Origin of the sequence: Micromonospora sp. RTP1Z1 (assembly GCF_033804685.1) — a bacterium.
Taxonomy (GTDB): domain Bacteria; phylum Actinomycetota; class Actinomycetes; order Mycobacteriales; family Micromonosporaceae; genus Micromonospora.
This window is the reverse complement of record NZ_JAPFQV010000017.1, coordinates 1-24,112: the sequence shown is the minus strand read 5'-3', so window position 1 is coordinate 24,112 and position 24,112 is coordinate 1. Positions and strand designations below refer to the sequence as shown.

The window sequence follows — 24,112 nt, the reverse complement described above, 5'->3', positions numbered from 1 at the left end:
CGGCGGCTCCCGGTCAGGCAGCCGGCAGGCTGTGGGTGCCCGCGTGCGGGAAGTGCAATCGGATGCTGCTGCTGCGCTCCCCGGAGTGCAAGGTCACCACGTCGGCGAGCTGTCGGGCCAGCCAGAGACCGCGCCCGCCGACCCGGTCCGCGCTGCCTGGCCGGTGGAAGCCGGCCGCCGGGGGAATCCGCCGACCGCCCGAGTCGTCGACCTGGACGATGAGCATGTCCCGGTGGTGCCAGCCCCGGAGGCGTACCGGGAGCGCGCCGTGGACCAGGCCGTTCGTGGCCACCTCGGTGACCGCGACGACGACGTCACCCGTCGCGTCGGCGTCGAACGATCTCCCCTCGGCCCATCCGCGCAGCGCGCCGCGGAGCGGGGTGAGCTGATCGAGGTCCACCAGGCCGATGTCGAGGTCCACCACCGTCGGCGCCGCTTCGAGCGGGATCTCGCTGCGCGCCCGGAGGTAGTCGGCCGACGCGACGTGGCCGGCGTTGGGCTGGCAGCCGCTCTCGGTGAGTTCATGGTTGTGCAGGTCCCGCACGCTCTTGATGAGAACGGTGGGGTGGCGCCGACTGTCCCAGAGGCAGGTGACCGCGCAGCCGTACTCGGCGTACTCGTCGCCGCACGCCGACTCGTACGACAGGTGGGCGGTGGCACGGTCCACCGGGGCGTCCGGCCCGGGGTCGGCGGACACGTCGGGTTCGGTGATGACGTGGACGCGGCTGCCTGCGGCGTGCTGGCTGGCGAGATACCGGCGGAGCCGCTCGTAGGCGAAGCCGAGCCGGAGGTGGAAGCTGGCTCGTTCGCCCCATTCGAGCCGGTCGGCCAGTGCACCCAGGGCATCGCGGACGACCCGTTCGACGTGCGCGCCGACCAGCAGGTAGACCCGTTCGTGCGCCGCGATCGACCGCCGCAGCGCGGGGACGAGCCGGGAACGCAGGGTGTCGTCCGAGTCGACGATCAGGGCGGCGTGCACGAAGGGCCGCGCGACGGGTGAGGCGTGGCTCGTCATGGGGTCTGCCCGGGCGCCGTCGTGCCGCGCAAGCCGGCGGTGCCGACCCACCTCGTGCCGTCGGCGCGGCCGAGGGGAGTGGGTACGCGGGCCGGAGGCCGGTCCACCATGTGACACCACGCCTTCCGGGAAGAAGGGACAAAGCCCGGGGCGGTACGGCGTCGGTGTGGGTGTCGAAGAGCGGTGATGCCCTATGGGAGCCCCGTGAGACGAGCCTAGCGCGGTCCCCCGACCCCCGCTCAGCTCCACGGTCATCGTTTCGGGGCCTCGACGGGGCTGCTCTCGTTCGTCGATGTGCTGCAGCGGGTGTCGGATAACGTGGTAGCCCTGGTGTGCCGGGAAGTCTGGTCGGCGATGGATGACGCGACCCCTGTCGACGAGGAGACCCCGTGACCGACGCCGCCCGGCGCCGTGCCAGCCTGTTCGCCCGCCGCTCCTGGGGCGAGACCAGCCGCATCTCCGCCATCCTCCGCAAGGAGACGGTCGGCGGGGTGCTGCTGCTCATCGGCGCGGTGCTTGCCCTGGCATGGTCGAACTCCCCCTGGTCGGACGGCTACCAGTCGTTACGCGACCTCCGCTTCGGTCCGGCGTCGCTGCATCTGGACCTCAGCATGGCCAGCTGGGCCGCCGACGGCCTGCTGGCGATCTTCTTCTTCGTCGCCGGGCTGGAGCTGAAGCGCGAGTTCGTCGCCGGCGACCTGCGGGACCCGCGCCGGGCGGCGGTGCCGGTGGCGGCGGCGGCGGGCGGAGTGCTCGTACCGGCCGGGCTCTACCTGCTGATCGCGGGCGCTGACGGTGCGAAGGGGTGGGCGATCCCCACCGCGACGGACATCGCCTTCGCCCTCGCCGTGCTCGCCGTGGTGGGTCGCTTCCTACCGTCGGCGCTGCGTACCTTCCTGCTCACCCTGGCGGTCGTCGACGACCTGCTCGCGATCGTGATCATCGCCGTCTTCTACACCGCGCACCTGTCGGTCGTCCCGCTGCTGGGCGCGCTGGTCCCACTCGCGATCTTCGCCGTGCTGGTGCAGCGGCGGGTCCGGTCCTGGTGGCTACTACTGCCCCTGGCGGCGGTGACCTGGGCGTTGGTGCACGCGTCCGGGGTGCACGCCACCGTGGCCGGGGTCCTGCTGGCCTTCACCGTCCCGGTGATCCGCAGCGACGCCGCGGGCGGTCCTGACGCCGGCCGGGGGCTGGCCGAGCACTTCGAGCACCGGTTCCGGCCGATTTCCGCCGGCATCGCGGTGCCGGTCTTCGCGTTCCTCTCCGCCGGTGTCACCATCGGCGGTGTCGCCGGCCTGGCCACCGCGCTGACCGACCGGGTCGCGCTCGGCATCGTCCTCGGCCTGATCGTCGGCAAACCGGTCGGCATCATGGCCGCCACCTGGCTGGTCTCCCGCTTCACCCGCGCGGATCTGGACGAGGGTCTCAACTGGCTCGACGTGCTCGGCCTGGCCCTGCTCGGCGGCATCGGGTTCACCGTGTCGCTGCTGATCGGCGAGTTGGCCTTCGGTCTGGGCAGTGAACGGGACGGTCACGTCAAGGTCGCCGTGCTCACCGGGTCGCTGCTCGCCGCGACGGTGGCCACGGTCATCCTGCGCGCCCGCGGCCGCCTCTACCGCCGGGTGTACGAGGCGGAGACCGTGGACCACGACCGGGACGGCGTGCCGGACATCTACCAGCCGGGGCCGGACCGGCCGACCGGCTGACCCGGCCCTCCCGCGCCGCGTCCCGTTCCGGCGGCGGTCAGCCCTCCCGGCGGTGGCCGAGGTCCGCCCAGAGACGTTCCTCCGCCGGCGACATCGGCAGGTGGGCCGCGAGCCGCTCGGGGTGCCCCGATGCCGGGGCGGTGGCCGCCGGGGTCGTACCGCCCGGGCCCGGCGTGGCGGCGTGCGGCGGCAGGATCAGGCCGGTGTAGCTGGCACCGCAGTGTTGCAGGCCCAGCCACAGGGTCCGGGACACCGTCCGGAGCCATCGCACGTAACCAGCCGGCACCGACCTCACCACCCACACCCATTCTGCCCGCATCGCCCCGACGCCTGATGGTGTCGGTGCTGCCATGGTCGGTGCACCGGCTCGAGGAACGCTCGACGTGGACGGGTGGCCGGAATCGGCGCCGCCCGCCATGTCCGGGCGGTGCGGCCCGCCGCCTGCCCGCCCGGCACCGCCCACCGCCTACCGCCCGCCGGCACGGCAACCGCCCGCCCGAACCCCCCGCCACTCCGGCAGCGAGCGGGGCGACACCCTGGTCATCGGTCACCACCTCTTCGCCACCGACCAGGATCCGGCCCGGACCGAGCAGGCCTGGCAGAACGAGGGACATCCCGGAACGGCTTCGGAGGCGGCTGCCGGCGGGCCGTCAAAGCGATGTCAAGAATCCTTCGCCGGGCGTAGCGAACGCGTGAAAGCCATCGACGGCGGTTGCCGGCCGGGACTGGTATATGGCCCAAGGCGGGCCTGAGGTGCGAGCCCTCGCTGTCGCCGGAGGCGTGCCGTGGGTGTCGATCGAGATCAGGGAACCAGGACGTACGGGGAGCCGACGCCGACCGGGATCAGCGTCGCGGTCGGCTGGGCGGGGATGGTCGGGACGGTGCTGTTGGGTGCCGCCGTGTTCCCGCCGGTGGACCTCCCGGCCCGGGCGCTCCTCGTCGCCGTCGCCGCCGGGGCGTACGCGGCATTGGTGGCTGACCAGCGGGCGGTCGCCGCGGTGACGGCTTTGGCGATGGCCACGTTCGTCGCGGTCCTCGGCGCCGGTTACCGGCACCTGCGCGCGATGGCCCCGACCCATGGCCAGGATGCAGATTGGTACCCCTCCGTGGTCAGGTCCCGTACCAGCGTGGTGGCGCCGCCGGACGACGCGCCGGGCGGTCCCGGTGCGGCGTGAGCCCGCCGAAGCCGCCCAGGACGGGACGACCGGTGCGGCCGGCGCCGGCCTGTCGATCGCCGTGGAGCTGGTGACCGGGCGTGGCCAGGACTGGTGGCCACGCCCCGGTCGCGTCTTCGCGGCCAGCTCGGCGCACACCTTCGCCGACCTCGCGACCTGGGCGAGGACTGGACCCACCTGTGCACCGCCCGTCGCGCCGACGACCGTCGGCTGCAGCCCGCGCGGAAGCCGTACCCGCTGCCGGTCGCGTGCTGTGACCGCCTTCACCCGACAAGGGGCCTGCGTGAAAAGCGCGTCAAATATCGACGGTTCCCCGTGATGGTCGTGTTATAGCCCCTGTCCGTTCCGGGGGTGTGGCGTTTTGATTGCCCGGCGCGACCGGAAGGCGGTCGTGACGAACGAGTCCGCGATGAGGAGTCAGCTGTGTCTGACGTGGTGTTCGTGCTGGTGACGGTGGCGCTGTTCGCGGCGCTCGCCCTGGTGGTACGGGCGGTGGAGAAGCTGTGAGTGCCGTCAACGCCGTCGGCCTGGTGCTGGCGATCGGCCTGGGTGTGTTCCTGGTGGTCGCCCTGCTGTTCCCGGAGCGCTTCTGATGACCATGACAACAGCCGGCGTCATCTTCATCCTGTCCCTGATCGCGGCGCTCGTCGCGGTCTACAAACCCTTCGGCGACCACATGTACCGGGTGGTCTCCGGCACCCGGCAGTCCCGGGTGGAGCGGGGGATCTACCGGCTGGTCGGGGTGAACCCGGCCGCCGAGCAGTCCTGGGGCGTGTACGCCCGCAGCGTGCTGGCCTTCTCTGCCGTCTCGATCCTGTTCCTGTACGCGTTCCAGCGCCTGCAGAACCACCTCTGGCTGTCGCTCTGCTTCGACCCGGTGGTGCCGCACGGCGCCTGGAACACCGCGGTGTCGTTCGTGACCAACACGAACTGGCAGTCGTACTCGGGTGAGTCGACGATGGGCCACCTGGTGCAGATGGCCGGCCTGGCGGTGCAGAACTTCGTCTCCGCCGCCGTCGGCATCGCCGTCGCGGTCGCGCTGGTCCGTGGCTTCGCCCGTAGCCGCACCGGCGAGCTGGGCAACTTCTGGGTCGACCTGATCCGGACCACCCTGCGGATCCTGCTGCCGATCGCGGTGCTCGCCACGCTCGCCCTGATGATCGGCGGCGCGGTGCAGAACCTCTCGGGCGGCACCGACGTGACCACCCTGACCGGCGGCGCCCAGACCGTCACCGGTGGCCCTGTCGCCAGCCAAGAGGCGATCAAGGAGCTCGGCACCAACGGCGGTGGCTTCTACAACGTCAACAGCGCCCACCCGTTCGAGAACCCGACCACCTGGACCAACTGGCTGGAGATCTTCCTGCTCCTGCTGATCCCGTTCAGCCTGCCCCGGGTCTTCGGCCGGATGGTCGGGCAGAACCGGCAGGGCTACGCGATCGCGGCCGTGATGGGGATCCTGGCGTTCGTCAGCGTCGCCCTGACCAACGTCTTCGAGCTCGCCGGGCACGGGACCGTGCCGCAGGCGGTGGGCGCGGCCCTGGAGGGCAAGGAGGTGCGGTTCGACGTATCAAACTCGGCCACCTTCGCCGCCGCCACCACGTTGACCTCGACCGGTGCGGTGAACTCGTTCCACGACTCGTTCACCTCGCTCGGCGGCATGATGACGATGGTCAACATGATGCTCGGCGAGGTCGCGCCCGGCGGCACCGGTTCCGGCCTCTACGGTCTGCTCATCCTGGCGGTGATCACCGTCTTCGTCGCCGGCCTGATGGTCGGCCGCACCCCGGAGTACCTGGGCAAGAAGATCGGATCGCGGGAGATCAAGTTCGCCTCGCTGTACTTCCTGATCACCCCGGCGCTGGTGCTGGTCGGCACCGCGGCCGCGTTCGCGACCGGCAACAACTCGACGGCGCTCAACGTCGGACCGCACGGGCTGTCCGAGGTGCTCTACGCGTTCACCTCGGCGAGCAACAACAACGGCTCCGCCTTCGCCGGCATCACGGTCAACACGACGTGGTGGGACACCGCGCTCGGGCTGTGCATGCTGCTCGGCCGGTTCCTGCCCATCATCTTCGTGCTCGCGCTGGCCGGCTCGCTGGCCCGCCAGGCACCCACCCCCGCCTCCGAGGGCACCCTGCCGACCCACCGACCGCTGTTCATCGGAATGGTCGTCGGCGTCACGGTGATCCTCGTCGCGCTGACCTTCCTGCCCGCACTCGCTCTCGGCCCGCTGGCCGAAGGACTGTGACCACCATGAGGAACAAGGACATGTCCGTCACGCCAGTGACATCCGGGACCGAAGAACAGCCGACCGCCGGCACTCCGGCCACCCACGGCGACCGGGTCGGCGGGGGCCTGCTCGACCCCAAACAGCTCATCAGGTCGCTGCCGGACGCGCTGCGCAAGCTCGACCCGCGCACCCTGTGGCGCAACCCGGTGATGCTGATCGTCGAGATCGGCGCCGCGTTCACCACCGTCCTGGCGGTGACCGAACCGTCGGTGTTCGCCTGGGCGATCACCGTCTGGCTCTGGCTGACCGTCCTCTTCGCCAACCTGGCCGAGGCGGTCGCCGAGGGCCGGGGCAAGGCGCAGGCCGCCGCCCTGCGCCAGGCGAAGAGGGACACCATCGCGACCCGGCTGATCGGCTGGACGCCCGGCGCCGCGGCGAACACCTACCGTGACGAGGCCGTGCCGGCCCCCGCGCTGAAGCAGGGCGACGTCGTCCTGGTCGAGGCGGGCGGGATCATCCCGGGCGACGGCGACGTGGTCGAGGGCATCGCCAGCGTGGACGAGTCCGCCATCACCGGCGAGTCCGCGCCGGTGATCCGCGAGTCGGGCGGCGACCGCAGCGCGGTCACCGGCGGTACGAAGGTGCTCTCCGACCGGATCGTCGTCAAGATCACCCAGAAGCCGGGGGAGAGCTTCATCGACCGGATGATCGCCCTCGTCGAGGGCGCGAACCGACAGAAGACGCCGAACGAGATCGCGCTGAACATCCTGCTCGCCGCGCTCACCGTCATCTTCCTGCTGGCCGTGGTCACTCTCCAGCCGCTGGCGATCTTCTCCAAGGGGTACCAGGCGGCCGCGCCGGACAGCGGCGCGATCACCGACGCGGGCGTCACCGGCGTCGTCCTGGTGTCGCTGCTGGTCTGCCTGATCCCCACCACGATCGGCGCGCTGCTCTCTGCCATCGGCATCGCTGGCATGGACCGGCTGGTGCAGCGCAACGTCCTGGCGATGAGCGGCCGGGCCGTCGAGGCCGCCGGCGACGTCAACACCCTGCTGCTCGACAAGACCGGCACGATCACCCTGGGCAACCGGCAGGCCGCCGAGTTCCTGCCCGTCGAGGGCGTGACCGCCGAGCAGGTCGCCGACGCGGCCCAGCTGTCCAGCCTCGCCGACGAGACCCCCGAGGGGCGCTCCGTCGTCGTCCTCGCGAAGAACGCCTTCGGGCTGCGGGAGCGCGAGCCCGGCCTGATCCCGCACGCCACGTTCGTGCCGTTCACCGCGCAGACCCGGATGAGCGGGGTGGACCTCACCCCGGACGCCAGCGTCGACGGCGGGGCCACCGGGCCGATGCGCCAGATCCGTAAGGGCGCCGCGACCGCGGTCATGAAGTGGGTCCGGGAGAACGGCGGTCGCCCGACCGAGCAGGTCGGCCAGCTCGTCGACGAGATCAGCGGCATCGGCGGCACCCCGCTGGTGGTCGCCGAGCACCTCGACGGGGAGCCGGCCCGCACCCTGGGCGTCATCCACCTCAAGGACGTCGTCAAGACCGGCATGCGGGAGCGGTTCGACGAGATGCGCCGGATGGGCATCCGGACCGTGATGATCACCGGCGACAACCCGCGTACGGCGAAGGCGATCGCCGACGAGGCCGGCGTGGACGACTTCCTCGCCGAGGCCACCCCGGAGGACAAGCTCGCCCTGATCCGCAAGGAGCAGGAGGGCGGTCGACTGGTCGCGATGACCGGCGACGGCACCAACGACGCCCCCGCCCTAGCCCAGGCCGACGTCGGTGTCGCCATGAACACCGGCACGTCGGCCGCCAAGGAGGCCGGCAACATGGTCGACCTCGACTCCGACCCGACCAAGCTGATCGAGATCGTGGAGATCGGCAAGCAGTTGCTGATCACCCGGGGAGCCTTGACGACCTTCTCCATCGCCAACGACATCGCCAAGTACTTCGCGATCATCCCGGCCATGTTCGCCGGCCTGTACCCGAGCCTGGACACGCTCAACGTTATGCGGCTGGCCAGCCCCGAGTCGGCGATCCTCTCCGCGGTGATCTTCAACGCCCTGGTGATCATCGCGCTCATCCCGCTCGCCCTGCGGGGCGTGCGCTACCGACCCGCCGCCGCGTCGAAGCTGCTCAGCCGCAACCTGCTGGTCTACGGCCTCGGCGGCATCATCGTGCCGTTCATCGGCATCAAGCTCATCGACCTGCTCATCCAGTTCATCCCAGGGATCTCGTGATGCGCCTACCCACCTGGCTCGCCCAACACCTCGCCGCCCTGCGCACGCTGCTCGTCTTCACCGTGCTGCTCGGCCTGGCCTACCCGCTCGCCCTGGTCGCCGTCGGCCGGCTGCCCGGCCTGCACGACAAGGCGGACGGCTCGCTGCTCACCGCTAACGGCAAGACCGTCGGCAGCGCACTGATCGGGCAGTCCTTCACCGACGCCGACGGCAACCCCGTCCCGCGCTACTTCCAGTCCCGCCCGTCCGCCGCCGGCGACGGCTACGACCCGACCTCGACCGCGGCCAGCAACCTCGGCCCGGAGAGCGTCGTCGACACCATCGCGACCGATCCGGCCGAGTCGACCCCGAGCCTGCTCACCCAGGTCTGCGCCCGCAGCAAGGCCGTCGGGGAGCTCGAGGGCGTCGACGGCCGGCGACCGTACTGCACGCCCGACGGGGTCGGGGCCGTGCTCGCGGTGTTCCGCGCCGACGGCCTCACCGGCCGGATCACCCGAGTGGTCAGCGTCAACCAGACCGCCCCGGCCACGCCGTTCGTCGCCTCGTACCAGGGCGTGCCGGTCGAGCTGGCCAAGGCGGGCGAGGACTACGTGGCGGCCGGCGGGGTGATCACCCCGATGCGCGGTGACGCCCCCGCCGACTCGGCGGTGCCGTCCGACGCGGTGACCGCCAGCGGCAGCGGCCTCGACCCGCAGATCTCCCCGCCGTACGCGAAGTTGCAGGTCAACCGGGTCGCGCGCGAGCGGGGCGCGGACCCGGCGGCGGTCCGTCGCCTGATCGACCAGCACACCACCGGACGGTCGCTGGGCTTCATGGGCGAACCGGGCGTGAACGTCCTGGAGCTCAACGTCGCCCTCGACCGGCAGTTCCCGGCTCGCTGATCCACCGCGATGGGCGAGGCCGGACCCGACCGGCCTCGCCCATGCCTCCGGCCCCCACGCCACGACACCGACCCCGGTCGGTGTCGTGGCGGCTCCCGAGCAGGAAGGATGTTCTGCGTGCCACGAGGAGAACTCCGGATCTACCTGGGTGCCGCCCCCGGCGTCGGCAAGACGTACGCGATGCTGGAGGAGGCGCGGCGGCGGGCCGAACGCGGCACCGACGTGGTGGTCGGCCTGGTCGAGACCCACGGCCGCGCGCACACCGACGCGATGATCGGCGACCTGGAGGTCGTGCCGCGGCGTGAGATCACCTACCGCGGCACCGGATTCACCGAGATGGACCTGGACGCCCTGCTGGACCGCCGGCCCGAGGTCGCCGTCGTCGACGAACTGGCCCACACCAACGTCCCCGGCTCCCGGCACGAGAAGCGCTGGCAGGACATCCAGGAGCTCCTCGACGCCGGCATCAGCGTCCTCTCCACCGTCAACGTCCAACACCTGGAATCGGTCAACGACGTCGTCGCCCAGATCACCGGCACCACCCAGCGGGAGACCGTCCCCGACGAGATCGTCCGCGCCGCCGGACAGGTGGAACTGGTCGACATGACGCCGGAGGCGCTGCGCCGCCGGATGGCCCACGGCAACATCTACCGGCCCGACAAGATCGACGCGGCCCTGGGCAACTACTTCCGGGTCGGCAACCTCACCGCGCTGCGTGAGCTGGCGCTGCTCTGGCTCGCCGACAAGGTCGACGAGCAGCTCGACCGGTACCGCGCCCAGCAGGGCATCTCCGCCACCTGGGAAGCCCGCGAGCGGGTCGTCGTCGCGCTCACCGGCGGGCCGGAGGGCGAGACGCTGATAAGGCGTGCGGCCCGGATCGCCGCCCGCAGCAAGGGCGCCGACCTGCTCGCCGTGTACGTCGCCCGCAGCGACGGGCTGGCCGACGCCGACCCCGCCCAACTCGCCCGGCAGCGGATGCTGGTGGAAAGCCTCGGCGGCACCTACCACCAGGTCCTCGGCACCGACGTACCCGTCGCACTGCTCGACTTCGCCCGCGGCGTCAACGCCACCCAGCTCGTGCTCGGCGCCAGCCGGCGCGGCCGCTTCGCGCAACTGCTCTCGCGCGGCGTCGGGATGACCACCACCGCGCTGTCCGGGCCGATCGACGTCCACCTGGTGACCCACCCCCAGGCGGGTCGCGGCCGGCGGACCAGCGGAGTGCCGGCGGCGCTGTCCCGGCGCCGCCGGCTGCTCGGCTTCGCGCTCGCCGGTCTCGGCATGCCGCTGCTCACCCTGCTGCTGCTGGCACTGCCCGATCTCAGCCTCACCAACGACATCCTGCTCTTCCTCACCGGCGTCGTCGGCGTGGCGCTGGTCGGCGGCCTCTGGCCGGCGCTGGTCGCCGCGCTCGGCGGGTCGCTGCTGCTGAACTGGTTCTTCACCCCGCCCTTCCACACGCTGACCATCGCCGAGGCGGACAACCTGCTCGCCCTCGGCGTCTTCGTCGGCGTCGCCGTCGCGGTCAGCTGGGTCGTCGACGTCGCCGCGCGCCGGACCCGGGAGGCCGCGCGCGCCTCCGCCGACGCGCAGACCCTGGCCACCGTCGCCGGCGGCGTGCTGCGCGGCGAACGTCCGCTGCCGGCCCTGCTCGACCGGCTCCGGGAAACCTTCGGACTGCGCGCGGTCAGCGTCCTGGAACTCGCCGCCGACGCCGAGGGACGACCCGACCGCGCCCGCGACGAGGGCGCCTGGCGGTTGGTGGCCAGCGTCGGTGACCGGCCGGCGTGCAGCCCGAGTGCGGGGGAGACCGCGGTACCGGTGGACGACCGGCTCACCGTGGTGCTCAGCGGCCGGCGGCTGGAGGCCGCCGACCGGCGCATCGTCGAGGCCTTCGCCGCCCAGGCCGCCGTCGCCCTCAGGCAGGAGCGCCTCGCCGAGGAAGCCGCCACCGCCCGGCCGCTCGCCGAGGCCGACCGGATGCGCACCGCGCTGCTCGCCGCGGTCAGCCACGACCTGCGTACGCCCCTGGCATCGGCGAAGGCCGCGGTGAGCAGCCTGCGCAGCCCCGACATCGAGTTCGACGCCGACGACCGTGAGGAACTGCTGGCCACCGCCGACGAGTCCCTCGACCGGCTCGGCCGGCTGGTGGCGAACCTGCTCGACATGAGTCGCCTGCAGGCCGGCGCGCTGGGCGTCACCCGCGCCGCGATCGGACTGGAGGACGCCGTACCCCGGGCCCTGGACGAACTCGGCCCGGCCGCGGCCGACGTCAGCACCGACATCCCCGCCGACCTGCCCGCCGCCACCGCCGATCCGGGCCTGCTGGAACGGGTGCTGGTCAACCTCGTCGCGAACGCGCTGCGCTTCAGCCCGCCCGGGCAACCGCCCACGGTCACCGCCAGCGCGCACGCCGGGCAGGTCGAGCTGCGGGTCATCGACACCGGGCCCGGGATCCCCGAAGACCAGTGGGAGCACGTCTTCCTGCCGTTCCAGCGCTTCGGTGACCGGGACAACCAGACCGGCGTCGGCCTCGGTCTCGCCCTGTCCCGCGGTCTCGCGGAGGCGATGGGTGGCAGCATCACCCCGGAAACCACGCCGGGTGGTGGCCTCACCATGGTCCTGCGGCTGCCGGCGGCCACCGACACCGCGACGGAAGGACCGCAGGAATGACCCGCATCCTCGTCGTCGACGACGAACCGCAGATCCTGCGCGCCCTGCGGATCAATCTGCGCGCCCGCGGCTACGACGTCCAGGTCGCCGAGACCGGCACCGCGGCGCTCAAGGCCGCCGCCTCGCATCCGCCGGACCTCGTGGTGCTCGACCTCGGGCTGCCCGACCTCGACGGCGTCGACGTCATCCGCGGCCTGCGCGGCTGGACCACCGTGCCGATCATCGTGCTCTCCGGCCGGGCCGGCAGCGAGGACAAGGTCGCCGCGCTGGACGCCGGGGCCGACGACTACGTCACCAAGCCCTTCGGCGTCGACGAACTCCTCGCCCGTGTCCGGGCGGTGACCCGCCGCCTCACCGCCACGCCGGCCGACGCCGCCTCCGTGGTCGCTCCACGGGTCGGTCGCCACACGATCAACCTCGCCGACCGGACCGTCACCCGCGACGACGGTGCCGAGGTCAAGCTCACCCCCACCCAGTGGGCGATGCTGGAGAAGCTGCTGCGCCACCCGGGCAAGCTCATCAGCCAGCGCCAGCTGCTGCACGACGTGTGGGGCCCGGAGTACCAGCAGGAGACCAACTACCTGCGCCAGTACATGGCCCAACTGCGGCGCAAGCTCGAGGACGACCCCGCCCGCCCCCGCCACCTCATCACCGAACCGGGCATGGGCTACCGGTACCGACCCTGACCGCCAGGAAGCATGCAGGTCTCGCTGGATGGCTTTCGTCGCGGGACCGGGCGGGGAACTCGACTGGATGTGGGCGGCGTTCGACACCCACCTGATGGGGCGCGTCAACTTCCAGGGACAGGCGGCACAACGGCCACATTCGACGGGCGAGATCGCGACGCCGATGAACGACGCCAGCACGATCGCATTTTCTGGTTCGCTGGACCGCGTGGGTTGGCGGAACGCGCGGCTGGCCACCGCTGATCCCGCCACCGAGATCGCATGGCTCAAGCAGCAGCCAGGGCGGACATCGCTGTCTCCGGCAGAGTGAGGTTTGCGCGGTCGCTGGTGCGCCAGGGCCTCATCGACGAGTACGACCTCATCGTCCATCCGGTCGCGCTCGGTACCGGTCTGCGGCTGTTCGAGTTCCCCACCCCACTCGCCATCGACACCGACCAGATGATCAGTCGCTTGTCGCGGGTGGAGTGCGTCGAGTAGATTTTCCGGCACGCCGTCGAGCTGGGAGGAGGTCAGAACAATGTCCGATGTTCTGCGCCCCCTCCGCGCCCCGGCGTCCACGCGGATCTGACCCCGGGGCGCTCGCTTTCCGGAGGATCAACCTATGACCGATCTGGTCATCCGTCCGCTCGTCGCGGGCGAGGAAAATCTGTTCGAGTCCATGCCCGATCCGCTGCCCCAACTGCGCCAGGTCGGTTACGCCGACGGGATCGCCGGCGGCGGTTACCGGGCCGAGAACACCTGGGTCGCCCTCCGAGCCGGCCGCGTGGTCGGCCGGGCGGCCTGGGTCCTGCCGCCGGGCGCCGTCGGCGCCCCCTGGCTGGAACGGTTCGACCTGGACGCCGAGCCGGAGGTGGGCGCCGCGCTGCTGCGCGCCGCCCACGAGGCGCTCGGCGGCCCCCGGTTGTACTACGCGGCCATGCCGGCGCACTGGCGGCGCCGGCCGGAGGTGCTGGCCGTGATGAAGGCGCCGATGGCGGCGGCCCGGCTCTCCGGGCTGGTCGAGCGCGGGGAGCGGCTGAGATGCTCCTGGACGGGCACGCCGCTGCCGGCGGCCTCCGGCCGGTTCACCTTCCGCCCGGCGGCCGACGCGGCGGAGATCAACGCCATGGTCGCCCGGATCGCCGAGCCGGAGGTGCTGACCGGCATGGAGGTGGCGCGGGCGGTCGGCGGGGTGGACCTGGCAACCGACCCGCTGGCCTGGCTGACCGGCCCGGCCGGGGACTGGCGCGTCGCGTTGGACGCCGGGGAGCCGGTGGGCCTGGTCGGAACCGCCGGGCAGGCCTGCTACCCGCTCATCGCCTACCTCGGCCTGCTCGACGAGGCCGTCCGGGGTGAACTGCTAGCAGAGGCGGTCCGGGTGCTGGCCGCCGGCGGCGCCCGGGAGGTGGTCGCCGACGTGGACGCCCACCGGGTAGCGGTGGTGGCGGAACTGGAACGGACCGGGTTCCGGCAGTTGCGGTCCCGGGTCGTCTTCGAACCCGCCGCCAGTCCGCCGTCCGGCTCGGCCCTCACGCCCGGCTCGGCGCTCGCTGCCGGGTCCGTGGCCAACCGGGCCCACCCTTGCTCCGGCCCCAATCGCTGATCGGACATGCCGCCGCCCGGTCGCACATGCGGCGACCGGGCGGCGGAACCGTAAAAGGATCAGGCGTTGTGGGCGGAGCGGCTGCCGGCCTTGGCCAGGCCCCGGCTGACCAGGTATCCGGTGCCGGCGGTTCAGGCGTGGTCGTCGGAGAGCTGGCTGCGCAGCTTGGCCAGCGCTCGGGTGATGAGCCGGGAGACGTGCATCTGCGAGACGCCGATCTGGTCGGCGATCTGGGCCTGGGTGAGGTCGCCGTGGAAGCGCATGCTGAGGATCCTGCGCTCGCGTTCCGGCAGCGTGGCGAGTGCCGGGCCGAGGGCGACGCGGATCTCCACCAGGTCGAGGTCGTGATCGACGGCGCCGAGGGTGTCGCCGAGTTCCATGTTGCCGTCAGCGCCGGTCGGGGTCGACAGCGAGGTGGCCCGGTAGGCGCGGGCTCCTTCCAGTCCTTCCAGGACCGCCTCCTCCGACACGTCGAGGTAGGTCGCGATGTCGGCCACGGTCGGCGATCGGCCCAACGTGTGGCTGAGGGTGCTGTTCGCCTCGCTGATCGACAGGCGGAGTTCCTGCAGGCGGCGGGGCACCCGGATGGCCCAGGTGCGGTCGCGGAAATACCGTTTGATCTCGCCGATGATGGTCGGGATGGCGTACCCGGTGAAGTCGACGCCCCGGGTGGGGTCGAAGTGGTCGACGGCCTTGATGAGCCCGACCGCGGCGATCTGGGCCAGGTCCTCGTCGGGTGCGCCGCGTCCCGAGTAGCGGCGCGCCAGGTGGCGGGCGAGCGGCAACCACGCCTCGATGGTGCGTTCCCGCAGCGCCGGCCGGCGGGGGTCGTCTGCGGGGGCTGCGGCCATCGCGGCCAGGAGGCCGTTCGCGCTGTCGGCGCTCTGCGCGCTGGTCCGCTGGCCGAAGCGCGTGCTGGTCGTCGGTTCGAAGGTGGTGACCATGGGATGGTCCTTCCCGCACGTGCCCGTCGATCGGGTCGACCGGAAGATCTCCGAACCGGCTGCCGCCGGGAGCGCACGTACGGGCAGGTGCGCTGTCGCAAAGGCCACGACCACGGGCCTTGCCACCGCGTCATGTCGTTCAGTTGATGGTGCGAACGTTACCCGAAAGATTGAATGATTACTAGCCGAAAGTATGAACCGGCGCAGCATGGGGCCGAGCTGGTCGGCGATGGCGGGTTATCCCCCAATCCGCCCTGACGCGCTCCTGCGATCGCTGACACTAAGGGTGGCGCGGCGCGAGTCAGCCGACAGTTGGCCGGTCAGGAAGGAGTGCACCCGTGATGTCGGGACCGATGAGTCGACGGATCAAGGGCCTGCTCAGCAGCTCCCAGGGGCGTGACCTGATGCAGGGTGGCCGCCGCCATGCGGCCAAACCCGACACCCGGCACAAGCTTCAACAGCTCATGGCCGGCGTGGCCGGCTGGTCGAGCCGGCGCCGTTGAGACAGCCGATGGAGAAGGACAGGCGGGAGCAATCATCGTGAGCGACACCAGCCTGGGCGTCGACCGCCATCGCGGCAGCGACTACGCCGATCTGTCCCGGCAGGTCCGCGCAGCGGGTCTGCTCGAGCGGCGGCGGGGCTACTACGCGGTGCGGATCGGCCTCGTCGTCGGTTCCTTCGCCGGACTGTGGGCCCTGTTCGTCCGGTTGGGTGAATCGTGGTGGCAGCTCGGCGTCGCGGTGGCCCTCGCGGTGGTCTTCGCGCAGGCCGGGTTCATCGGTCACGACGCCGGGCACCGGCAGATAGCCCGCTCGCGCCGGGCGAACGACCTGATCGGCATCGTGCACGGCAACCTCCTGACCGGGTTCAGCTACGGCTGGTGGGTCGACAAGCACAACCGGCACCACGCCCACCCGAACACCGAAGGCAAGGACCCCGACATCACCGTGGCGCCCCTGTCCTTCACCACCGGCCAGGCCCGGCGACGGCGCGGCCTCGGCGCACTGATGGTCCGCTACCAGGCGTACCTGTTCTTCCCGTTGCTCCTGCTGGAAGGCCTGCACCTGCACGTCAACAGCGTGCGAACCGTCTTCGGCCCGCGTCGCATCGCGCGTCGACCCGCCGAAGCCGGACTGCTGGCCCTGCACCTGGGCGGCTACCTCGCCGCTGTGTTCCTGGTCCTGAGGCCGCCGCAGGCGGTCGCGTTCATCCTCGTCAACCAGGGTGTCCTCGGCCTCTACCTCGGCTGCTCCTTCGCCCCGAACCACAAGGGCATGCCGATCCTCGGTGCCGACGACAACGTCGACTATCTGCGGCGGCAGGTCCTCACCTCCCGCAACGTCCGTGGCGGGCTGTTCCTCGACATCGTGCTCGGTGGTCTGAACTATCAGATCGAACATCACCTGTTTCCGAGCATGCCGTCTCCCAAGCTGCGCCATGCCCGGCCATTGATTCGGCGATTCTGCGCCGAGCACGACATCGACTACCACGAAACCACCCTGGGTCGCTCCTGGGCGGAGGCGCTGCGCCACCTGAACGACATCGGCTCCCGTGAACCGCGGACGGACGATGCGATGCGCTGAGCCGCTCTGCCGCGTCGAAGAAGGCGCCCGGGGCGCCCCTCCACGGGGCGAGCCGGTTGCGTGCCGCCGTCGGGCGGTGTCGTCTCCAGTGGCGGGCGACCCGCTGGATCAGTCGCGCCGCTCCGGTTCGTCGCCCGCGGTTCCCGTCGGCCGCTGCGATGGGCGCGCCGGGTCCGCCGCGAACGGATGGCGTAGCCGCCGCATCGCCTCCTCGCTGCCGTCGAAAGTCACGCCCGGGTCGTCGATCCCGTCGGCGGCCGGCGTGGCGAGAAACAACGCTGGTCGATCATTGCCGTTCGATGTCATGCAGCAGTCCCATTTTCGGCAGATGAGTGCATCGGGTCGCGGGCAGTTCTTGCCGCGCAATCTCATAACAGGCCGGCGCTCGCACTGGCGCCCGATGGCGGTGTCTCGATCGCGGGCGACCGCCCGGCGACACCTACACACCGCACCATACCCGGCGCGGCCGTCCGTCATGCGCCGCCGCTGCTGACCGCCCCCGATGCGCACTCCCACCGCGCACGCCTGTCCCATCGCAAGCACACTCCGTGACCGGCTCCGTCCGGCGCCGCACCGCTGGCGCGGGCGTCGATCTGCGAGCGTCGCCTGCGCGTAGGATGGTGGCGTGACAATGGTGACGACCAGGCAGTGCCGAGTGGCGGTGACCCGCACGCCGGCGGTGCATGCCGCACCGGGCGCGCCGTGGGCGCGCTTGAACCACCCGCAGTGATCAGCCCGACCGGCGTCACCACCGAACACACGCCCACGCGTCCCGCGGCATCCGAGAACACCGCGTCGGCGCTGCCCGCGCAGATCCTCGATCCGGCCCGGCTGGTGGCGGTGCGGCGTACCGGGTTGCTGGACACCGGGCCGGAGGAGCCGTTCGACCGGTTGTCCCGGCTCGCCGCGACCCTGCTGGACACCCCGTTCGCGTTCGTCACGATCGTCGATGACACCCGCTCGTTCTGGAAGAGCTGCATCGGGGTCGACTCCACCGATCCCGCCGAGCGGCAGAACACCGTCGAGCAGTCGTTCTGCCAGTACGTCATCGGCACCGACCGGGAATTGATCGTCAGCGACGCCCGCACCGACCCGCGTACCCACGACAACCCGTCGATCGAGCTGATGGGAGTCGCCGCGTGGGCCGGCTTCCCCGTGCGCTCCCCGGAGGGTCTGGTGCTGGGGACCTTCTGCGTCGTCGACACCGAACCCCGCGACTGGACGGCACGGGACGTCGAGGTGTTGGAAACGTTGTCCCACGCAGCGGCCGGTGAGGTCGCGCTGCGCGTGGCCCTCGAGGACGCCGAGGCCGTGGCCCGCCGCGCCGAGGCGGCCGCGGTGCAGGCCGCCACCCTGGCCACCACGTTGCAGGAGAGCCTGCTGCCAGCGACGCTGCCGCTGATCCCGGGATTGGAGGCCGCCGCCCGGTACCGGCGTGGCGCCGGCGGCGACGAGGTGCTCGGCGACTTCTACGACGTCTTCCCCTCCACCCGTGGCAGCTGGGCGGCCGTCGTCGGCGACGTCTCCGGCAAGGGCCCGAAGGCCGCCAAGACCACCGCCCTGGCCCGGTACACGCTGCGGGCCGCCGCCGCCCGGTGTGCCACCCCGAGCGCCAACCTCACCACCCTCAACGCCGCACTGCGGGAGTGGTACACCGACGACAGCCAGTACCTCACCGCCATCTACGCCACTCTGCGCTCCCACCGCGACGGCATCACCGTCCGGGTCAGCTGCGGCGGCCACGACCCGGCGCTGATCCGCCGCGCCGACGGCACCGTGGAGACCCTCGGCCGGCACGGCCTCATCCTCGGCTGGCTGCCCGACCCCCCGCTGCGGGACCAACGCACCCTGCTGCGCCGCGGCGACAGCCTGCTCATGTACACCGACGGCGTCACCGAAGCCCGACGCCCGCCGGACCGCGCGATGTTCGGCATCGAACGGCTGCGGCAGGCGGTCGCCGCCGCACCGGATGCCAGAGCGGCGCAGCTCGCCGCTACCGTCGAAGCCGCCGTGCTCGACTTCAGCGCCGGCCACGTCAGCGACGACACCGCGATCCTGGTCCTGCACGTGCCAGCTGGCCACACATCGCCGTCTCCAGCTGGGTGAGAGCCATCAGCGACCGGCGGAAATCTGCTTCGCGGGTCGCTCATCTTGACCTTTACGCCGTGGTGGCAACTGCCGCAGGGCCGGCTGAAGCGGGTCCGGTGGTGCCGGCCGTGACGGTCAGTCCCGGCGCCGCCGCGACCACCACGGCCGCGCCGACCCGGTAGGTGGGGCCGGCTTCCTGGGCCCTTGCCCGCGTCCGTAGCTCTTCCTGGCACCTCTCTGGCTTGCCGCTGAGCCTACGAACGACCAGCCAGGAAATCTATGCCCAAACAACTAGACATCCTCGGTCGCGCGGGATAACCTACTTCAAGTTGAGAGCAGAGAGCTACAAAGACGCGGACGGACCGCCCGGCCGTGAGGTCACGACGGGCGCGGGAACGGGAGAAGGTTTCCACCGTTCCCAACGAACGGAATGAGAAGCACGCCAGCCCCGAAGTGATTCGCGACGGGGCACCGCAGGTGGGGCCAAGGCATCGCAGGGGCTCCAGCTGATGTTCGCCGCACGTGTGCGGGGCCATGAAGTCGCGTGGGCTCCGACACCGGTGGACCGCACGTCAGCAAGGGAAAGAGAACGAAGAGGAAAGGGAGGGCCATACGCCGTTGGATCGCCCGCCGTCAGCCGTCAATCCAGGCTGGGCGGACACCGCAGTTTCCATCGAACGAGAGGTGGTCTCCGGTCACGCATATGCGATCCTCGCACCCGAAGCCTTCACATCTGGCCGGTGCGGATACGACAAGCCGACGCTCCTGTCGGCAGATGGTGTTCTGACCCGTAACCCTGGGCCCCGGCGCGCAAGCGCCGGGGCCCTCGACGTGGAGGTGACATGGGGCAACACTCCGACGACATGTTCGGCGACGAGGACTACCCCGCCTACACCATCGGCCAGGCCGCGGAGATGCTCGGCACCTCGCAGGACTTCCTGCGCCGACTGGACGAGGCGAAACTGATCGACCCGCACCGCTCCACCGGCGGGCACCGCCGCTACTCCCGCTACCAGCTGCGCCTGGCCGCCCGAGCCCGGGAGATGGTCGACCAGGGCACCGCCCTGGAGGCCGCCTGCCGGATCATCATCCTCGAAGACCAGCTCGAAGAGGCCCTTCGACAGAACGAAAAGCAGCAGCATGGGACGCAGCAACACGACTGACCGCCCCGCCCTCGAGTGAGGTCGTCGGCGTACCGCTGGTGTCGGTGGATCGGCGGCCGGTCAGAGCGGGCCCATCGTCCCCGCCTCGTCCGTGGCGTCCGTACTCGTGGATAGGTGCCGGAGCGCTCGTCCTGCTCGCTCGCCGCGAAGGGGCGCGGCCGGACGGCCGCACCCCCTACTTCGCTGCCTGCTTCGGCGGCTGACCGATCAGACAGGCGACGGCCCGCTGGACAGCCCTGCACCGAGCCGATTGGTGGGGCGGGTCTGGATCCTAAGGTGGCGGGGTCGGCCGGTGGGGCCGGAATTGATGTCGAGCGGTGATTTCCGGCGTTCCTCCGTACCGCAAGGGGGCACTGCCTCCTACGGTGACTTCCGGCACGCCCGCGAGTGGACGTTGCCGGGGGCCGACCCGGTAGCGCGATTCAGGCGTTACAGGGGGTTGTCTCGATGCACGTTCGGAGCCGCGCAGTCGCGGGTCTGGTTGCCGGGGCTGTGGTGTTGATCGGCCTACCGGCGGCTGCGGGCACGGTGGCGAACAAATCCGCCATCAATGTCGCGAGCACTACCACTCGCACGGTCGTGAACGCAGTCGACGGCGAGGCTGTGCGCACCGCCGCCCGAACGGTCGCGATCGCGGCCCAACCGGTGCCGGGGCACACCAAGCTGGTGCCGAGCACGCCGCGCACCGACGTGCCGAGGATCACCAACGGCGAGATCACGGACATCGCGCTGGTCGGAAACCGGGTCTTCATCGCCGGTTCCTTCACGTCGATCGCCAACGTCGGCGCGACGCCGCTCGCGCAGCGGTCGCTGGCGTCGTACAACATCGACACGGGCAGGATCGACACGGGCTTCCGGCCGACGTTCGACGGATCCGTCGAGGCCGTCGAGGCCTCGCCGGACGGTTCGTCGCTCTATGTCGCGGGTTCGTTCAACACGGTGGGCGGTGTCGCGAAGCGCAAGATCGTACGGCTCAACCCGGTCAGCGGTGCTCCGATCGCAGCGTTCACCGCAACCGCGGACGCACGCGCAACCGCTCTGGCCGTGAGCAACACCGCGGTGTACGTGGGTGGCCAGTTCTCGAAGGTGAACGGCGTGAGTCGCAGCGGCCTGGTCGCGCTCAACCCGACCACTGGCGCGGTGGACAGCGGATTCAACCTGCCGCTGACCGGCGGCATCGGCGTCGGCGGCATGCTCACCGTGCAGCAGCTCAAGCTGACGCACGACGACAGCAAGCTGCTCGTCGTCCACACTGGTCGCCAGATCGCCGGCCAGGACCGCTACGGCGTCGGTCTCATCAACACCGCCACCAAGGCCCTCCTGCCGTGGCGCACCCGCCTGTGGGAGGACAACCTCTCCTTCGTCGGCGGCATCCAACGGATCTTCGCCGGTGACATCGCGCCGAACGACTCCTACTTCGTCGTCACCAGCGGCTCGGGCGGCGACCGCCCGCCGATCAACGACACGGCGATCGCCTTCCCGGTGACCGGCAACGACAACGTCGAGCCGATCTGGGTGTCACGTCACTTCGACAGCGTCTACTCGGTCGCCATCACCGAAACGGCCGTGTACGTCGGCGGCCACTTCAGTTGGCACGAATCGCCGACCTCCAACGTCCCGTGGCCGGGCCTGGACAACGTCGGGTACGGCACGGGCCAGGGCCTGAGCGGTTACGGCCTCGGCGACCAGGTGGTCCGCCGTGACCACCTCGGCGCGCTCGATCCGAAGACCGGCACGGCGCTCGAGTGGAACCCGGGCTCCAACTCGTACGAGGGCGAGAAGGCCATGCTGGCCACCTCGCGAGGTCTCTTCGTCGGTGGCGACGGCAACACCAAGGGCGGCAAGACGGTCGGGCGGGTCGGGTTCTTCGACCTCACCCGGGCGCCGGCGTCCTCGCCGGTCGACACGACGATCGTCACGCCCATCGAGGGAGCGGTCAAACCCGCCAACGCATCGTTCGTGCTCGACGGTAAGGCGACCGCCCCGGCCGGCGTCACCCGAGTCCAGGTCGAGATCCAGAACCGGAACTCCAAGCAGTACCTGCAGGACGACCTCGCGACGTGGGGGGCCGCCAACAGCATCAACGCCACAGTCGCAGCGGTGAACACTCCCTCGACCTCGTGGTCCCTCTCGGTGTCGCTGCCCTCGGGCGAATACCAGGTCCAGGCGAAGACGTTCGGGCGCGACGGCGCGAGCGATGCCACTAAGGCCGTCAAGAAGATCGAGACCTTCCGGTTCGACGACCTGCCGCCCGCGACGAGGATCACCGCGCCGACCGCCGGCCTGCTCACCACCAAGAGCTTCATCGCCACCGGCACCGCCAGCGACGACAAGGGCGTCAGCGCGATGACGTACTCGTTCCGCACCCCGGACAACCGGTACCTCCAGGACGACGGGACCGCCGCTCCGGTCTACAACACGTTCCGTGGCGAGCCGGACGTCATCGGCGCGGTGTCGACCACCTGGCAGGTCGAGGTGACCCTCCCCATCGAGGGCGACTGGAAGATGACCGCCACCGCCATCGACACCGCCGGTCAGAGTGACCTGCGCGGCGACACCCGGGACTGGATCATCTCGGCGACGGGTGTCCCGCCGACGGTGGCCATCAGCAGCCCCGCGCCGATGACACCGCCCACCGCCGCCGCACCGATCACCGTCGCACCCGGCGGCGCGATCACGTTCTCCGGGACCGCCAGCGACGATGTCGCCCTGAAGTCGGTGGAGATCTATCTGCGCAACAACACCACGCGCGAGGCGCTGGCCGCCGACGGCACGTGGGGCGCCGACTCGATCGCGGCCTACTACCGGATCTCACCGACGAACCTCAACGCCGCGTCGTACAACTGGTCCTACACCACCGTGCCGCTCACGCCCGGCGTCTACGACTTCCGGGTACGGGCCACCGACAACCTGGGCCTGACGACGGCGAGCGCCAACCTGGGCCGGCTCACCGTCACCGCCCAGGTGCCCGGTGACGCGTTCCCGAACGGTCTGTTGGGCTTCACCGGTGTCGACCAGAACGTCGAGCAACTGCACCTCGACCTGGCCGGTACGGCGACCGACGACAAGGGCGTGCAGGGCGTGCGGGTGGCGCTGCGCGACCTGGACACCGGCCGGTACGTGCAGCCGAACGGCACCATGGCGGCGAGCTTCGCCACGGTGAACGCCACGCTCGCCTCGCCCGGTGCGACGAGCACCACGTTCACCTTGCCGATCGACCTGCCGACCAAGGGTGAGTACAGCGTCGAGGCGTGGGCCGTCGACACGGCGGGCCAGCAGGACGGTTCGACCTCCGGCGCCACCGCTCGATACCTCGTGTATCCGGGCGACCTCGATCCACGGCTGGAACCGAGCCTCACCCCGCAGGACGGCCAAGTCTACACCGACTCGAGGATCGTGGTCACCGGACGAGCCGTGGACGACGTCGGGATGCTTCGAGTGGAGATCCAGATCGTCAACAGCGCGGGTCAGGGGATGAACTCCTCCGGTGCCTTCGGCTCGCCGACCGTCTGGATCCCGGCCTTCCTCACCAGCCAGGGTTCGCCGGGGTCGAACTTCGCATACACGTCGCCGGTGATCCCGGCGGGTGCCTACACCGTTTCGATCAGAGCGGTCGACAACTACGGGCAGCTGCAACAGCCGCCGAAGACCATCTCAACGACCGTCAACTGAGCGTCGAGGGGCGGTGGCCGGGCCACTCTGGCCTGGCCGCCGCCCCGAACCGTCACCGGGGGATCAGATACGGACGCAGGAGCTGTTCCGGCCATCTGCTCTGCGCTGAGGAACTCCATGATTGCCTCGCCGGCGGCGAGGTGCGCCGTCGATCCCGGCCGCCCGCTCAGCTCGATGCGGCCGCGGCGATGCCGGCCAGGGCGACCACCGCGCAGGTGGTCCAGGTCGCGATCCGTCGGCGTCGCCGCGCGACCACCTTGGCCCGCACGCCACGCAGCCGCGCAGAGCGGCGCCGAGTGGGCCCTCGGCGCCCGTTGTCCGAAAAAATCAGGCCGCGCGACATAGAGGCCGCGCAAATAGGTGGTGGTTCATGGGCGTCGTGTGGGTCGGGTGTCCCACCGGTAGCGGCTCCATGCCTGCCGGATCAGGCTACGTAGGGTGATGATGGCATCGGCGAGGTCGAAGAAGGC

General features: G+C 71.0%; 21 protein-coding genes and 1 pseudogene. 17 read left to right on the top strand and 5 right to left on the bottom strand.

Going from position 1 to position 24,112, the window contains the following annotated elements; translation table 11 throughout:
* Nucleotides 1-13: 13 nt before the first annotated feature.
* Nucleotides 14-1,015 (bottom strand): ATP-binding protein, encoded by a 1,002-nt coding sequence (locus tag SLP03_RS11380; protein ID WP_319460520.1) that lies wholly within the window; start codon nucleotides 1,013-1,015, stop codon nucleotides 14-16.
* A 389-nt stretch (nucleotides 1,016-1,404) separates the two neighbouring features.
* Here SLP03_RS11380 and nhaA point away from each other — a divergent pair, with 389 nt between their 5' ends.
* Entirely contained in the window at nucleotides 1,405-2,721 is a 1,317-nt protein-coding gene (gene nhaA, locus SLP03_RS11375) for a Na+/H+ antiporter NhaA (RefSeq protein ID WP_319460519.1), read from the top strand.
* 37 nt (nucleotides 2,722-2,758) lie between these two features.
* On the opposite strand, the gene SLP03_RS11370 is transcribed toward nhaA, so the two are convergent.
* Nucleotides 2,759-2,974 carry a DUF6059 family protein gene (locus SLP03_RS11370; RefSeq protein ID WP_319460518.1) on the bottom strand — a complete coding sequence of 72 codons (216 nt, stop codon included), beginning with the start codon at nucleotides 2,972-2,974 and terminating at the stop codon, nucleotides 2,759-2,761.
* A gap of 532 nt (nucleotides 2,975-3,506) precedes the next feature.
* On the opposite strand from SLP03_RS11370, the gene SLP03_RS11365 reads away from it, so the two are divergent.
* From SLP03_RS11365 to SLP03_RS11315, 11 genes are all read left to right on the top strand, one after another.
* Complete coding sequence (locus SLP03_RS11365) at nucleotides 3,507-3,896, top strand: hypothetical protein (protein WP_319460517.1); 390 nt, start codon at nucleotides 3,507-3,509, stop codon at nucleotides 3,894-3,896.
* A 351-nt stretch (nucleotides 3,897-4,247) separates the two neighbouring features.
* Nucleotides 4,248-4,403, top strand: a complete 156-nt coding sequence (locus SLP03_RS11360; RefSeq protein WP_172875764.1) for a hypothetical protein — start codon at nucleotides 4,248-4,250, stop codon at nucleotides 4,401-4,403.
* Nucleotides 4,400-4,489: a K(+)-transporting ATPase subunit F gene (gene kdpF, locus SLP03_RS11355; RefSeq protein WP_036343797.1), complete on the top strand. Its 90-nt coding sequence runs from the start codon at nucleotides 4,400-4,402 to the stop codon at nucleotides 4,487-4,489. The genes SLP03_RS11360 and kdpF overlap by 4 nt, the downstream gene beginning before the upstream one ends.
* On the top strand, nucleotides 4,489-6,144 hold the full coding sequence (gene kdpA / locus SLP03_RS11350; RefSeq protein WP_319460516.1) for a potassium-transporting ATPase subunit KdpA: 1,656 nt from the start codon (nucleotides 4,489-4,491) through the stop codon (nucleotides 6,142-6,144). Before kdpF ends, kdpA begins: the two co-directional genes overlap by 1 nt.
* A 20-nt stretch (nucleotides 6,145-6,164) precedes the next feature.
* Nucleotides 6,165-8,372, top strand: a complete 2,208-nt coding sequence (kdpB, locus tag SLP03_RS11345; protein WP_319460515.1) for a potassium-transporting ATPase subunit KdpB — start codon at nucleotides 6,165-6,167, stop codon at nucleotides 8,370-8,372.
* Nucleotides 8,372-9,253, top strand: a complete 882-nt coding sequence (locus SLP03_RS11340) for a potassium-transporting ATPase subunit C (RefSeq protein ID WP_319460514.1) — start codon at nucleotides 8,372-8,374, stop codon at nucleotides 9,251-9,253. The genes kdpB and SLP03_RS11340 overlap by 1 nt, the downstream gene beginning before the upstream one ends.
* 117 nt (nucleotides 9,254-9,370) lie before the next feature.
* Complete coding sequence (locus tag SLP03_RS11335) at nucleotides 9,371-11,923, top strand: DUF4118 domain-containing protein (protein ID WP_319460513.1); 2,553 nt, start codon at nucleotides 9,371-9,373, stop codon at nucleotides 11,921-11,923.
* Nucleotides 11,920-12,609, top strand: coding sequence for a response regulator (locus SLP03_RS11330; protein ID WP_319460512.1), 690 nt, complete (start codon nucleotides 11,920-11,922; stop codon nucleotides 12,607-12,609). The genes SLP03_RS11335 and SLP03_RS11330 overlap by 4 nt, the downstream gene beginning before the upstream one ends.
* 28 nt (nucleotides 12,610-12,637) lie before the next feature.
* Nucleotides 12,638-12,919 carry a hypothetical protein gene (locus SLP03_RS11325; RefSeq protein ID WP_319460511.1) on the top strand — a complete coding sequence of 94 codons (282 nt, stop codon included), beginning with the start codon at nucleotides 12,638-12,640 and terminating at the stop codon, nucleotides 12,917-12,919.
* 17 nt (nucleotides 12,920-12,936) lie between these two features.
* The gene (locus SLP03_RS11320) at nucleotides 12,937-13,086 is read left to right on the top strand and encodes a hypothetical protein (protein ID WP_319460510.1); all 150 of its coding nucleotides are present in this window, start codon (nucleotides 12,937-12,939) and stop codon (nucleotides 13,084-13,086) included.
* A gap of 124 nt (nucleotides 13,087-13,210) precedes the next feature.
* On the top strand, nucleotides 13,211-14,191 hold the full coding sequence (locus SLP03_RS11315; RefSeq protein WP_319460509.1) for an acetyltransferase: 981 nt from the start codon (nucleotides 13,211-13,213) through the stop codon (nucleotides 14,189-14,191).
* 131 nt (nucleotides 14,192-14,322) lie between these two features.
* Here SLP03_RS11315 and SLP03_RS11310 read toward each other — a convergent pair whose 3' ends face one another.
* Nucleotides 14,323-15,135 (bottom strand): RNA polymerase sigma factor SigF, encoded by an 813-nt coding sequence (locus SLP03_RS11310; protein WP_319460508.1) that lies wholly within the window; start codon nucleotides 15,133-15,135, stop codon nucleotides 14,323-14,325.
* 341 nt (nucleotides 15,136-15,476) lie between these two features.
* Here SLP03_RS11310 and SLP03_RS11305 point away from each other — a divergent pair, with 341 nt between their 5' ends.
* Together SLP03_RS11305 and SLP03_RS11300 are read left to right on the top strand one after the other, a co-directional pair.
* Nucleotides 15,477-15,638: a hypothetical protein gene (locus SLP03_RS11305; RefSeq protein ID WP_319460507.1), complete on the top strand. Its 162-nt coding sequence runs from the start codon at nucleotides 15,477-15,479 to the stop codon at nucleotides 15,636-15,638.
* Between the two features lie 34 nt (nucleotides 15,639-15,672).
* Nucleotides 15,673-16,719 (top strand): fatty acid desaturase family protein, encoded by a 1,047-nt coding sequence (locus tag SLP03_RS11300; RefSeq protein WP_413644502.1) that lies wholly within the window; start codon nucleotides 15,673-15,675, stop codon nucleotides 16,717-16,719.
* A 108-nt stretch (nucleotides 16,720-16,827) separates the two neighbouring features.
* On the opposite strand, the gene SLP03_RS11295 is transcribed toward SLP03_RS11300, so the two are convergent.
* Nucleotides 16,828-17,025 carry a hypothetical protein gene (locus tag SLP03_RS11295; protein WP_319460505.1) on the bottom strand — a complete coding sequence of 66 codons (198 nt, stop codon included), beginning with the start codon at nucleotides 17,023-17,025 and terminating at the stop codon, nucleotides 16,828-16,830.
* Between the two features lie 420 nt (nucleotides 17,026-17,445).
* On the opposite strand from SLP03_RS11295, the gene SLP03_RS11290 reads away from it, so the two are divergent.
* From SLP03_RS11290 to SLP03_RS11280, 3 genes are all read left to right on the top strand, one after another.
* The gene (locus SLP03_RS11290; RefSeq protein ID WP_319460504.1) at nucleotides 17,446-18,825 is read left to right on the top strand and encodes a GAF domain-containing SpoIIE family protein phosphatase; all 1,380 of its coding nucleotides are present in this window, start codon (nucleotides 17,446-17,448) and stop codon (nucleotides 18,823-18,825) included.
* A gap of 824 nt (nucleotides 18,826-19,649) precedes the next feature.
* Nucleotides 19,650-19,970 (top strand): helix-turn-helix domain-containing protein, encoded by a 321-nt coding sequence (locus SLP03_RS11285; protein ID WP_319460503.1) that lies wholly within the window; start codon nucleotides 19,650-19,652, stop codon nucleotides 19,968-19,970.
* Between the two features lie 579 nt (nucleotides 19,971-20,549).
* Nucleotides 20,550-23,642, top strand: a complete 3,093-nt coding sequence (locus SLP03_RS11280; protein ID WP_319460502.1) for an Ig-like domain-containing protein — start codon at nucleotides 20,550-20,552, stop codon at nucleotides 23,640-23,642.
* Between the two features lie 368 nt (nucleotides 23,643-24,010).
* On the opposite strand, the pseudogene SLP03_RS11275 reads toward SLP03_RS11280, so the two are convergent.
* Nucleotides 24,011-24,112, bottom strand: a pseudogene (locus SLP03_RS11275) (IS5/IS1182 family transposase); the annotation flags it as partial.